This is a genomic window from Brasilonema sp. UFV-L1, assembly GCF_012912105.1.
Classification (GTDB): domain Bacteria; phylum Cyanobacteriota; class Cyanobacteriia; order Cyanobacteriales; family Nostocaceae; genus Brasilonema.
This window is the reverse complement of record NZ_QMEA01000178.1, coordinates 1-11,886: the sequence shown is the minus strand read 5'-3', so window position 1 is coordinate 11,886 and position 11,886 is coordinate 1. Positions and strand designations below refer to the sequence as shown.

General features: G+C 43.8%; 10 protein-coding genes. 5 read left to right on the top strand and 5 right to left on the bottom strand.

Translation table 11 applies throughout. The features are described from left to right. Positions 1-157: 157 nt before the first annotated feature. The gene (locus DP117_RS30720; protein WP_248277899.1) at positions 158-505 is read right to left on the bottom strand and encodes a hypothetical protein; all 348 of its coding nucleotides are present in this window, start codon (positions 503-505) and stop codon (positions 158-160) included. A gap of 250 nt (positions 506-755) precedes the next feature. On the opposite strand from DP117_RS30720, the gene DP117_RS30715 reads away from it, so the two are divergent. After that, positions 756-1,019: a hypothetical protein gene (locus DP117_RS30715; RefSeq protein ID WP_169221984.1), complete on the top strand. Its 264-nt coding sequence runs from the start codon at positions 756-758 to the stop codon at positions 1,017-1,019. A gap of 451 nt (positions 1,020-1,470) precedes the next feature. Here the strand turns inward: DP117_RS30715 and DP117_RS30710 are convergent, their stop codons facing one another. The 4 genes from DP117_RS30710 to DP117_RS30695 form a co-directional block, all read right to left on the bottom strand. Further along, on the bottom strand, positions 1,471-2,256 hold the full coding sequence (locus DP117_RS30710) for a response regulator (RefSeq protein WP_169221983.1): 786 nt from the start codon (positions 2,254-2,256) through the stop codon (positions 1,471-1,473). 86 nt (positions 2,257-2,342) lie between these two features. Further along, positions 2,343-2,864, bottom strand: coding sequence for an NHLP leader peptide family RiPP precursor (locus DP117_RS30705; protein WP_169221982.1), 522 nt, complete (start codon positions 2,862-2,864; stop codon positions 2,343-2,345). A 401-nt stretch (positions 2,865-3,265) separates the two neighbouring features. Next, entirely contained in the window at positions 3,266-4,939 is a 1,674-nt protein-coding gene (locus DP117_RS30700) for a PAS domain-containing sensor histidine kinase (RefSeq protein ID WP_169221981.1), read from the bottom strand. Between the two features lie 39 nt (positions 4,940-4,978). Continuing rightward, positions 4,979-5,191 (bottom strand): hypothetical protein, encoded by a 213-nt coding sequence (locus DP117_RS30695; RefSeq protein WP_169221980.1) that lies wholly within the window; start codon positions 5,189-5,191, stop codon positions 4,979-4,981. Between the two features lie 452 nt (positions 5,192-5,643). Here DP117_RS30695 and DP117_RS30690 point away from each other — a divergent pair, with 452 nt between their 5' ends. The 4 genes from DP117_RS30690 to DP117_RS30675 all read left to right on the top strand — a co-directional run bounded on the left by DP117_RS30690 (position 5,644) and on the right by DP117_RS30675 (position 11,871). Continuing rightward, positions 5,644-6,531, top strand: coding sequence for an ABC transporter ATP-binding protein (locus DP117_RS30690; RefSeq protein WP_169221979.1), 888 nt, complete (start codon positions 5,644-5,646; stop codon positions 6,529-6,531). A 23-nt stretch (positions 6,532-6,554) separates the two neighbouring features. Further along, positions 6,555-7,577, top strand: a complete 1,023-nt coding sequence (locus tag DP117_RS30685; protein WP_169221978.1) for a phosphotransferase — start codon at positions 6,555-6,557, stop codon at positions 7,575-7,577. Between the two features lie 453 nt (positions 7,578-8,030). After that, the gene (locus tag DP117_RS30680) at positions 8,031-11,108 is read left to right on the top strand and encodes a PAS domain S-box protein (protein WP_169221977.1); all 3,078 of its coding nucleotides are present in this window, start codon (positions 8,031-8,033) and stop codon (positions 11,106-11,108) included. Beyond that, entirely contained in the window at positions 11,077-11,871 is a 795-nt protein-coding gene (locus DP117_RS30675; RefSeq protein ID WP_169221976.1) for a response regulator, read from the top strand. The genes DP117_RS30680 and DP117_RS30675 overlap by 32 nt, the downstream gene beginning before the upstream one ends. The last annotated feature ends 15 nt before the right edge of the window (positions 11,872-11,886 follow it).

Here is an 11,886-nt window from a genome sequence, read left to right as displayed (position 1 = left end):
GGGTTGGGGGTGGGGTAAACCAACGTGGGATAAACGTTTGAACGTTAAGTTGACACGTATGGGCATAGAACAGCCCTCTCTACTTCTAGAAAACACCAAAAAATAACCCCCAGCTAGCTGAGGGCGTAAACTACTGAATATCCTAGAGCAATAACGGCTACTGTACTGAAATGGTGCGGTTCATAAGGGTCATCACCTCACCTGGGTTGGCTGTTGGTACCAGGGGACTCCAAGCTCTAACATCTGCGTAACCAAGGACTTGCAAGGCGTGAATAGTGGCTCTTACTGCTTTGGGAGAACCAACTAGCAAATGTTTGATAGGTTCTCTATCTGGGGTTTTGTCTTCCGTAATCTTACTAAAAACGGGTGTATCTGGATTGTCTTTCCCGGATAGAAAGTCTTGGATTGTAGATTGACTATCCGGTACTCCGGCTGTTGCTTGTTGTCCAACCGAGGCTAACTCGGATTGTGGGATTTGTTGTTCGTTAAGCTTGGTGTATGTCATTGCTAGAATTTTCTTATGTTTTAAGTTTGAATGCCCTGCCAGTGAGTGCTGGTGGGGTTTTTCTTTCGTTCGGCTTGGGGTGTTCCCTACTGCCTTATGAATAGTGTAAACATTTTTGATGCACAATGTCAACACTTCTGTCATGACAAAATGAAATTTTAAACAGGGTTATATTGTTAGTACAGTTGTCAGTACTGAAACAGACTGATAGCTTGAGGGTAGTCAACAAATAGATTCGCAAAAATAAGACATGAACGCAGATAACCGAATAATGGTGCGAATTAGCACGGCAAAGAAGGAAGCTTTCATGGACAAGGTAAAACAGGAGGGGAAAAACGCTTCCGAGGTACTTCTGGAATTGATTGATAGTTATTTGGGAGTATCAGGTAGATATGATGAATTGGAGGAGCGATTACAAACGCTAAGAAAAGAACTCACAGAGGAACTCAGGGAGGAATTCAAAGCCGAAATTGCACTACTGAAGGAAAAACTCCTGGGGGAATCAGTCGCCTGAGGGAAGAAAATGAGTCTCTCAGGCAGAGTGGCGCGATAGTGTCCGAGAGTGCGCCCCCTATGCCTAACGGCACGCTTCCGCTATCGGGGCTAGCGCTGCGCATTGGCGCAGATCGCATTTTAGACACGATAAACGAAAAACCCGCCGAAGAGCATTAGGCGGGTTCAGTTTTTTGTAGTTGATTTTGTACGTATTTGGTTAACACAGATGTCATGACAAGACAAAATGCACTCAGTACTCACTGAGTGCCTAGCCATATTATGTAGGGATTTCCAACAAATAAATTATCCAGTCTTGTGGGGTGGGCATCCCGGAATACGTGTCAACTTAACCCAAAACCCTTGTAAATACGCTCTTATTATGCTCTCATCTTACCCACAATTCCCGCTCCACCCCACCTCGGTTTTGTCTGACGCCAAAACCTCCCCTCCCCTTACCAAGGGGAGGGGTGTTAAATGCGATGCGTGTTTCTCCAAACTTGAGGAGTAGTTCGCTGATATTGGCGGAACTGACGGAAGAAATGACCCGTATTCTGATATCCCACTTTTTCTGCAATCTGCTCAATTGACTGGTTAGTCTCCAACAGCAACGAACACGCTGCTGCCATCCGACGTTCCACAATCCATTGGTTCACCGTGTGTCCAGTTAGGCGTCGCATGAGGTCGGTTAAGTAACCAGGGGCGTAACCCACTGCTTGGGCTACGTCACATAAACTAATTGGTTGGTGATAATTCTCTTCAATAAATTGGAACACCTCACTTAAGTGCGGACAGGACGGAAAAATCGACTCACTAGTTGTGGGTTTCGCTTCCTCAGTAACGTCAGGCGTTGAGATTTGGTGCAAAGCAGTGTACCACTGTTTTAGGGCTGCTTGTTTTTCTAATCGGGTGGCGATCGCCGCCAATAATTCCTCTACAGTAGTTGGCTTAGTCAGATAGTCATCAGCTCCCAACTTCATAGCATGGCGAAGTTCCGCATTGGTCGCTTTAGCACTCAGAAAGATGAATGGAATAATTGCTGTCACCGGATTTTGGCGCAACGTAGTCAGGACACCGTAACCATCAAGTTCTGGCATCACGATGTCACAAATCACCAAATCGGGTAGATGTTTCTGCGCGCAGTGGACGCCGACAAGACCATTTTGGGCACCGATAGCATTGAACCCTTCCGCTTCCAAGCATTCTAGAAACATCTCTCGGCTTTCTGCCTCATCTTCTATCACTAAAATCTTTGTCATTGTTACCTGCTCCAAGAAAGAGTGATATAGATTGCACACATGTAGAGACGTTGCATGCAACGTCTCTACATCGCCATCCTCAAATACTAAAACTTGTCAATTGCAATTAGACCAAGAATGTAGGGTTGAGGTTGCTTCAAGATTGGAAAAGCGATTCCACCAGCAACCATGTCTAATTGGGAGTCATTCAGTTGTTGGTTATCCGGATTGATAGGAATGACCAAATGTCTGACAGTTAACGTGTCTTCGTAAAAGCAAATAGTTAAATCTTTAGGTAAGTCTTCACCTGTTGCCTCTTTCATACCAGTGTTAGGGTTTTGGAGTAGTTTGGCTTTGAAGGCATTATCAGCTAAAGCTTGTCTGATGACTTGAGCAATAATCGGGTTTTGTTCTTCCATGTACCTTTCTAGTTGCTCTTTTATTGGCAAAATATAATTTCGCAATTTGGGTCTATCCTCATGCACTTCAATCTGTTTTAAAAACTTGGGAACTTTCACCCCAAACTCACATAGTATAGGCTTGGGGTCTGCAATGAAGCAGTTTTTGAATTGTTCATCAGACCAAATACGCTCGAGAAGAAGCTTGTAGAAATTGATTTCTTTCGTCATTATATACCTTGACTTTTGCAAGTTAATTCTTGTCAAAGAGCTTTCCTGTTTTTCTTCATATGCACCTCCGACCTCATAGCTAAACTTGGACAAGCTCATTTATCCCTAAATTTAGAGTTTAATTAGCGCAATGGCATTAACGGATTTTTTGCTCTTGAATCTTAAATTTTCAGCTTTTTATCAAGGGTAGTGATAGCGCTTTGATTTCCATTAAATACATTCAAAAAAAATGCAATAGATGTTAAAATTGAACATCTATTCTGTCTTGCAAACAATTTAAAGCTGTTACAAAGTGTTAATTTTATTGTGCTTTATTAACGCCGACACGAGCGTTTTCTACACCGATGGCATTGAACTCTTTCGCCTCCAGACATTCAAGAAATATTTATCGATTTTGTGCTTCATCTTAGCTTATTAAGATTTTTTTCATTATCTTTAAAGGCTGGTTCAGTGACTGGCAATGTCATTGTAAACGTCGTACCCACGCCGACTTCACTTGCCACGCTGATTTGACCGCCATGCAGGTCTACAAGCTTTTTGACAAGTGCCAATCCCAATCCATTACCTGGTATATCGCCAACATTCTCAGCTCGATAAAATGGCTCAAACAGTCTTTGTTGCTCTGCTTTTGGGATGCCAATTCCTTTATCCTTAATCTGGAAAATCAGTTTTTTCTCTTGGCAGGATAGTACAACATCAATTGTGCTGTCAACTGGAGAATACTTGATTGCATTCGAGAGTAAATTCGTGAGAATGGGCTGTAGCAATTTTTTATCCAGGCAGACTGTTCTACAATCACCTTGATTGACAAAAATGACTGTGTGGTGGTAGCTTTGATTCAAATTCAATTGAGCCAAGATGTCATGGCAAAATTGAATCGGATTCAGCGGTTCTGGCTCGAACTTTAGCTTTCCTACTTCTGCTCTACCCAGCATCAGAACTTCATCCATCAATTGGCTAATCTGTTCGACTGCTGTTTCAAGGCGCTGCAAATACTGTAGTTTTTTCTCTTCGCTCAAGTGGTGATAATAGCGTTTCAGTGAGCTAGTGGAGAATGAAATAATGTGTAGGGGAGTGCGGAATTCATGAGAGACCATAGAAACAAACTGCGCTCTATGTTCAGCGAGTTGTTTTTCTTGTTCTAGAGCCAAGCGAATTTCTTTTTCTGCTTGTTTGTGTTTGGTTATCTCCCGAAAAGTCCATACTGTGCCGATAATTTGTTTACCTAGCCGTAAAGGTTGGCAGTATCGCTCGAAAACTCTCCCATCTTTTAACTCCAGAGTATCGTAGCTCTCAACATCCGGTTGATTATTCAGTTCTTGAATGCGCCTGCAAAAGGTTTCTGGGTTTTTAAGTTGATTCTTATAAAAAGCTAAGCACTGGTTATGGTTGCGTGATATGATAATCGAATCTGGAATCTGCCACATCTGGACAAATTTTTGATTAAAGCTAACAATATCTCCCTTGCAGCTAATTGCAATAACACCGTCAGCAGTGGAATCTAGAGTTGCTTGAAGCAAAGAAAGGGACTTTTCCAGTTCTACCTCCATCTGCTGGCGCAAAGCTTTCTCGCGGCATAATTGCTCATAAGCATGACTTAATTGAGCCAAAAGTTCTTGCACTCTCGATGGCGTTTCATTTGTCTTCTCAAAGGCTGATGAAGTCTGCTTGCATTTGCTGATATTGCGGATCAAGATACAGCCATACTCCCTGCCATTGTATTCTATGTAGATAACGCTAATAGCGACCAGAAAGCTTTGACATTCCTTAGCCCAATCTAGAAATTCAAAGTGTAAGGAACCTTGCTTCTTGATAGTTTTCCAGTACTCTGCCCAAATTTGGGGCGAAAAGTCTGGGTTTATGTCGTGCATAGTCATCAAGAGTAATTCAGAGCGGGAATAACCTACCAGACTGCACGCTGCATCGTTGACGTATATAAACTGCGCGTTTGGCTTTACCCAGAAAACTGCATTTGCTACGGGAGTCGTCAGAAACTTGTTAAGCTGCAAGTTCTCTTCTAGCTGCGGTGTGACTTGAGAATTATGTTGGTTTGAAATGCAGTTGCTAAAAACCATAGTTCAACTCTCTACAATTACTGAATGAGCTTTAAAAAATTAGTCCTCATCGTTATGCCCCTGATAGCGTCTGATTTCACGCGACTCTTGCCGAACTCTCCCAGCCATTGCTGCTTCCTGCAAAGTCATAAAAGCAATCAAATCTTCAGCATCATACTTTGTTCTAAGAAGTTGCCGTAATTGTTCTTCTGCCCAAACCGTGAGATAACCAGTCGTTATAGCCTGTTGAACAACGTCACGAATTAGCATCATACTCAAAACCTATCTGGTGTCGATACAACCCAGTTGAAAACCGATGTGTTGCTCTAACTGTTTCTCTTGCTACTGCGACTTCTTTTCTGCAAAACTCTAGTTTTTCTTTACAAAAATTGATACTTTTTACTGGTGTTCTACCTTGATTAGATCCGTCGCACCGCTTTCAACAAATCCGAGAGTACATCTATGATGCTGACTTTTCATCGCATGTGGATTCATGTCATTTTGAGGCGGGTGTGGTCAAAAGTGGTTAGTTGCAAGTGCCTTTTTAACAGGCTGAACTTGCCTTTTTTGGATTGCTGGCTTATCGAGCGTGCCATTTGGTAGATTTTGTGTAGCAAGCGCCAGTGCGTTGGGCGGTCAATTCCCGACAGTCGGTGCAACTGGTTCAAGAATTCTATTAGCCAAGTATTTTTGCATGCATTGAGATGCTCTCAACCTTTGAACTTATGCTAAAAATCAAAAATTTGAATAAGGCTTACGGGAAAAGAAAAGTTCTTCAAGATTTGACACTGCATATTGAACATGGAAAAATTTATGGTCTTTTGGGTGCAAATGGAGCCGGAAAAACAACAACAATCAATATTATTTGTAATTTGCTAAAAGCTGATAGTGGATATATCACAATCTACAACCAGCCTGTTTCGGAAGAAACAAAAAAAGTAATTGGAATTGCACCTCAAGAAAATTTACTCTATAAAACTTTATCTTGTGAGGAAAATCTCAATTTTTTTGCTCAAATCTACGGATTAGACACTCATACTCGTCGTCAACAAGTCAAAGCAAGTTTGGAAGCTGTCAATTTATTAGATAGGGCAAAAAGTCCGGTAGAAACTCTCAGCGGAGGAATGCAGCGGCGTTTGAATATTGCTGTTGCATTGGTACATCAACCAAAGCTAGTCATTCTTGATGAACCGACAACAGGCTTAGATATTGAAGCGCGATACGAAATTTGGGAATTAATTCAACAACTGAAAAATCAAGGCATTACGATTTTGCTGACGACTCATTTACTCGATGAAGCTGAACGTCTTTGTGACAAAATTGGTATTTTAAAAAGTGGTCGGATTTTGGCTGAAGGGAGTCTATTTGAACTGAGAAAAAGGATTCCAGCACAAGAAATTGTGATTGTGCAGACTTTAGAAGAAGAAGTGGCGATCGCACGAGCAATAGAATCTGGTTTCACGCCTCGGCGTTATGGTCGTGATTTAGCTTTTTGGGTACCAGAACAACTAGAATTAAAAGAAATTATTTCTCGCTTTGATGGTATTCCTCTTGATTCGATTGCTCGTCAGCCAGTGCGGTTGGAGTATATTTATTTAGAGTTGACGCAATAAAATTGGTGTTGCTAATTTTAACTATGAATACTGACACTTACGAACGTATTGCCAAGGCTGCACTCAATCAATATACTGTAGTTGAAGGAAAGCTTCAGTTTCTGGGTCATAGTGGAAACGTGACCTTTTATGTGGAAGCACCAGAAGAAAAATTCCTCCTCCGTATCCACCAACCATTTTCAGGATTACAGGATGATATATGGCAAAGACCAGATATTATCGAATCAGAACTTTTGTGGCTTGAAGCTTTGCGTCGTGACACCAATGTCATAGTGCAAGAACCAGTGCAAAATCTCAAGGGTAGATGGGTGACACAAGTGTTAGCAGATGATACCCAAGATGTTTTTTATTGCTCATTGCTACGTTGGATTGATGGCTACGTCTCGGCGGATACTCATCGAACACCACAACAAGCTTACCAGCTCGGCTCATTAATAGCTCAACTGCATCGCCATAGCAGTCAATGGAAATTACCACAAAATTTTGTACGCCCAATATTTGATGAAAATCGTCTTTGTACAGCACTATCAGCACTTTACCCAGCAGTGTCCTATGGCTTGATTTCACCAGAACATTATAAGATGCTTACAGTCGCAACCCAAAAGATTGAAAGCATGATGAAAACACTCGGTCAAGCACAAGATGTTTGGGGATTAATTCATGCAGACTTACATGAAAGCAATTATCTATTTCACAACGAACAAATTCGACCAATTGATTTCGCTCGTTGTGGTTTTGGATACTACCTTTATGATATTGCTGAGTCAATTCAATATTTACAAACTCAAGTGAGATCCTCCTTTTTTGAAGGGTATCAAACTATTCGCAAGTTACCTGATCGTTACTTAGAAATAGTAGAGGGATTCTTGATCATGGCAATAATATATAATTACTCCTTTCTTCTGAATAATCCAAAAGAACATCAATGGATTTCAGATGACGTTCAACATATTGCTAAGAGGCACCTTCATAAATATCTTGAGGATGAGTCGTTTTTGCTTGACTTAGGAGAAATCGAGCCAGCCCCAACCCTTAACTGCAGATAACCTTCTATTTTTTTACCGAAGAAAGGCAGAGGGCAGGAGGCAGCGTTTGCTGAAGGAAGAAACTATATTTTGCCCTCTGCAAGCGGGTTTAAAGGCACCATTATTTATTTATGAAAAGAGTAAAAGGATTTTTTATGTCCTATGCCTATGGCTAACGCCACGGCTATTGCCGAACGGCACGCCTAGGGCGAACGGATACGCTACGCGAACGAGACGCAAAGCGCGAGAAAAAAGGCGTCAAGGTTTGAAACCCCTCAATTTCAATTTATTTATGGGGTTTCCCTTCTGCCACGCCAGATGCTTTATGCCGGGGAACCCGTCCACCGCACTGGCTCCTCTGCCCTCAGCATAGATGCCTTCTCATACCAGTACATTCCGAGTTTTTGTAAAAAATAACTACTTTTTGCCAATCGCCTGTTTTTAGTCTAAACACCAAGGGTATAGCATAAGGGCATGATTCTTGCACTCTCCCAAACCCTATTTCGCCGCAGGCTGACTCGCGCGATCGCCTTACCGCTCATCCTGTTACTGTTGCTTTCTGGCGTTTCCCTTTGGCAGATTACCCGGTTGTTATCTGCTTTGCGGTTGGTAGACCACACCAACCAGGTCATCTCACAAGCCAACTATACCCAGAAGCTGTTGTTGGATATGGAAACAGGAATTCGGGGGTATCTGTTGGCAGGGAGGCAAGAATTTCTGGAACCTTACGAGCAAGCTAACGCTGTAATTAATTCAAATCTGAATCAGCTAAAGCGCCTCGTTGCTGACAACCCCAGTCAGGCTCAACGAGTGACCCAACTCATTGCCCAATTTCAGCAATGGAAACAACAAATTCCATCGGCGATCGCGCTGCAGCAGAGCAGTGAACTAGAACCCCTTAGTGCCTTAGAACGCCGCAAACAAAGTATGGATCAGATGCGGCAGCAGATTGCTACGTTTATTACAACTGAGGAGCAACTCCGAGATCAGCGCACCCGGACGGCTCAACAAACAACCCAATCCGTCATTCTAACCAGTTTGTTTCTGACGTTAGGAGTGGGCGCGGTCCTTGCTTATTTCATTCGCCGCCAAATTATTCGAGTGTCTCAGACCTACGAGGATGCCTTGCTTACAACCCAGGTAAAAATCGAGGAGGCACGGCAATCAGCGGCAACTTTGCAGCGCGAGTTAATTGAACGCCAGCGAACAGAAATAGAACTGCGAGAGCAAGAGCAACTATTTCGCTCTACGTTTAATCAAGCCGCCGTTGGAATTGCTCATGTGAGTCCAAATGGACACTGGCTGCGGGTCAACCAAAAACTGTGTGAGATTGTGGGCTACACCCGTGAGGAATTGCTGCAACGGACGTTCCAAGAGATTACCTACCCTGAGGACTTGGACGTCGATCTATTCTACGTCCGCCAAATGCTAAGAAATGAGATTCAAACCTATTCAATGGAGAAACGCTATGTTCACAAGGACAACTCACTGGTTTGGATCAACTTAACGGTGTCAATGGTACGAGAAGCCAGTGGACAGCCAAAATACTTTATCTCTGTCGTTAAAGATATTCGCGATCGCAAGCGGATCGAAGCTGAGCGTCAACAAACCCAAGAGGCGTTACGTCAAAGTGAGGAACGCTTTCGTTCTGCCCTCTTGAATGCGCCTCTTGGGATCCTCCTGCATACAGAGGATGGAGAGGTGCTGCTAGTGAACCGTGTCTGGACAGAACTCACGGGTTATAGCATCCGAGAAATTCCTACAGTAGACGATTGGTTGCAACGAGCCTACGGCGATCGCCAAGACCAGGTGCGAGATGAGATTGCCCGTGTGATGCCTTTGCAGCGTGCGACCCCAATGGGAGAGTATACGATTACGACAGCGATAGGCACCACTCGGATTTGGGATATTTACGCATCCCCCTTAGGACAGGTTACAGGTAGCAAAAGACTCGTGGTGGCGATGGCGATTGATGTTACAGAACGGAAACAAGCCGAAGCGGATTTGCAGAAGTATAAGGATATTTTCCAGTTTGCAGAACATGGCTTAGCCATTAGCCGAGGATCTATGCTGGAGCGGGTTAATCCTGCCTTTGCTCGCCTGCATGGTTACACGGTTGAAGAACTCACAGGCAGCCCAATCCTCAATCTATTTCCGCCAGAAACTCATGCAGAGACAATCAAGTTTATCCAACGGCTGAATGAGGTAGGACATCTCATGCTTGAGTCCGTCCATCTGCGTAAGGATGGAACCGTGTTTCCAGTCTTGCTCGATATCACAATGGTTCCAGATGAACCCAATTTACCCTATCGCATTGTCAACTTGTTTGATATTACTGAGCGCAAGCGCTCAGAGGTGGCATTACAGCGCTCGTTGAAAGACTTGGCAGACTTTAAGTTTGCTCTCGATCAATCCTCGATTGTTGCCATTACTGATATTCAAGGAACCATTACCTATGTGAACGACAAATTCTGTAAGCTTTCAAAGTACTCACCAGAAGAATTGATCGGACAAAATCATCGCATTGTTAACTCTGGCTATCACCCTAAAGAATTCTTCCAGCAGATGTGGGCAAGTATCACAAATGGACAAGTGTGGCAAGGAGAAATTAAAAATCGCGCCAAGGATGGTACATTCTATTGGGTTGTGACCACAATTGTACCGTTTTTAGATGCCGCTGGGAAACCGTATCAGTACATTGCCGTTCGTTCTGATATCACAACTCGTAAAGTGGCAGAAGCTGAGCTTCAACAACTCAACACCACCTTAGAGCAACGGGTGAATGAGCGCACTGCTCAACTAGAGGAAATTAATCAGGAGCTAGAAGCGTTTACCTACTCAGTTTCTCATGACTTGCGCGCACCACTGCGGACGATGCGGGGTTTTGCTACAGCACTGTTAGAGGATTGTGGCGATCATTTAGAGGAGTTTTGCAGAAGCTATATTGATTCCATTATTGATGATGCGGTTCAGATGAATGAGCTAATCAGCGATTTGCTCAACTATAGCCGTTTGACCCGCACTCAAATTAATCTACAGCCAACGGCATTAGACGAAGTGGTGGAAGAAGCCCTGAAGCAATTGACTGCCCAAATTCAGGAAAAGCAGGCTCAAATTCACATTGTGTCTCGACTTCCCCAAGTTATGGCTCATCGTTCAACCTTGATTCAAGTCGTTACTAATCTGATCAGCAACGCGATTAAATTTGTTGAACCCGACATCCAACCTCAGGTAGATATTTTCGCTCAGGAAGAGCGGCAAAATAATCAAGATTGGATACAATTGTGGATTGTAGACAACGGCATAGGCATTGCACCTGAACACCAAGAGCGTGTTTTTCGCGTCTTTGAGCGCCTGCACGGTGCCGAAAGGTACTCCGGTACGGGCATAGGCTTAGCTATTGTCCGTAAAGGGATAGAACGAATGGGCGGGCGAGTTGGCGTGGAATCACAATTGGGGGACGGTAGTCGCTTCTGGGTTGCTCTGCCAACCGCTGTTCTCGCACGGAACAAACTGACTGATGACACCACCCCTCCGAGTTCTACTCATTGACGATAACCGTAGCGATCGCGCTCTGATCATTCGTGAACTGCGACGGAAATTCCCACAGTTGCAGGTGCAAGAAATTATTGATGCCAGAGAATTTGAGCAGGCGATCGCCAATAATGCTTTTGATGCAGTTGTTACCGATTATCAGTTGGGCTGGAGTAACGGACTGGAGGTTTTGAAAACACTCAAAGCGCATTATCCCCGCTGCCCCGTCATCATGTTCACAAACACGGGAACGGAAGAAATTGCAGTCGAGGCATTACAGTCTGGGCTAGATGACTATATCCTGAAAGAACCAAACCGCTATATCCGAGTACCCGCTGCCATTCGGGTGGCTCTAGAGCGAATCGAAACTCGACAACGTGCGGCTCTGCTGGAAATCCGATTACAAGGACTGCTTAATCAACTTAAAGTCGGCATTTTCCGCTCTAGTGCAGATGGTACACTGATTGAAACTAACCCTGCTTTTCTAGAGCTACTAGGCGCAGAATCACTGGCTCAGGCAAACGAAATGAATCTGCTGGATACCCGCGACTGCTATACGCGGTTAGTCAATTCACCGCCACCGCAACGGCAGGAGCAAGAAGTTCAACTGCAACGAAGTGATAGCACTCAATTCTGGGCACTTCTGACCACAACTCTAAACGAGATTTCAGGAATTACGGTCGTAGATGGGCTACTCGAAGACATCACAGGGCGCAAACAAGCTGAGATGGCGCTTCAGCAACTTAATGCCACCTTAGAAGAGCGAGTGCGGTTGGGCTAATAAAGCGCGAAAAAC

Excerpts from the sequence above, each read along its gene's own strand:
- DP117_RS30700 (WP_169221981.1), bottom strand. The coding sequence starts at position 4,939 with ATGGTTTTTAGCAACTGCATTTCAAACCAACATAATTCTCAAGTCACA.
- DP117_RS30720 (WP_248277899.1), bottom strand. The coding sequence starts at position 505 with ATGACATACACCAAGCTTAACGAACAACAAATCCCACAATCCGAGTTA.
- DP117_RS30690 (WP_169221979.1), top strand. The coding sequence starts at position 5,644 with ATGCTAAAAATCAAAAATTTGAATAAGGCTTACGGGAAAAGAAAAGTT.
- DP117_RS30710 (WP_169221983.1), bottom strand. The coding sequence starts at position 2,256 with ATGACAAAGATTTTAGTGATAGAAGATGAGGCAGAAAGCCGAGAGATG.
- DP117_RS30680 (WP_169221977.1), top strand. The coding sequence starts at position 8,031 with ATGATTCTTGCACTCTCCCAAACCCTATTTCGCCGCAGGCTGACTCGC.
- DP117_RS30685 (WP_169221978.1), top strand. The coding sequence starts at position 6,555 with ATGAATACTGACACTTACGAACGTATTGCCAAGGCTGCACTCAATCAA.
- DP117_RS30715 (WP_169221984.1), top strand. The coding sequence starts at position 756 with ATGAACGCAGATAACCGAATAATGGTGCGAATTAGCACGGCAAAGAAG.
- DP117_RS30705 (WP_169221982.1), bottom strand. The coding sequence starts at position 2,864 with ATGACGAAAGAAATCAATTTCTACAAGCTTCTTCTCGAGCGTATTTGG.
- DP117_RS30695 (WP_169221980.1), bottom strand. The coding sequence starts at position 5,191 with ATGATGCTAATTCGTGACGTTGTTCAACAGGCTATAACGACTGGTTAT.
- DP117_RS30675 (WP_169221976.1), top strand. The coding sequence starts at position 11,077 with ATGACACCACCCCTCCGAGTTCTACTCATTGACGATAACCGTAGCGAT.